The sequence below is a fragment of the Streptococcus sp. 10824 genome (assembly GCF_013276595.1).
GTDB lineage: Bacteria > Bacillota > Bacilli > Lactobacillales > Streptococcaceae > Streptococcus > Streptococcus pseudopneumoniae.
On sequence record NZ_VMLH01000161.1, the window covers coordinates 1 to 332 of the forward strand.

General features: G+C 37.3%; 1 pseudogene. It reads left to right on the forward strand.

From position 1 onward, the window contains the following. Positions 1 to 64: 64 nt before the first annotated feature. Positions 65 to 280, forward strand: a pseudogene (locus HT701_RS11925) (IS66 family transposase); the annotation flags it as partial. Between the last annotated feature and the right edge of the window lie 52 nt (positions 281 to 332).

Consider the following 332-nt stretch of genomic DNA (forward strand, 5'->3'; position numbering starts at 1 on the left):
TCATTGGTTATGGGACGTAGTAAAAGAGTCCGGTGGACTCTTTTAGCCTAAGCTAAATTTTAAAAAGCGAGGGTGGTTGTTTTCTCAAAGTTTTGAAGGAGCTAAAGCAAGAGCTATTATTATGAGCTTGTTGGAAACAGCTAAACGTCATCAAGTACATAGCAAGAAATAGCTATCCTATCTTCTAGAATGTCTTCCAAACGAGGAAACTCTCGTAAACAAAGAGGTTTTAGAGGCTTATTTACCATGGACTAAAGTTGTACAAGAAAAGTGCAAATAAGAAATCTCCAGATTAGGAACTATCCGTGAGTTCTCTAGTCTGGAGATTTTTC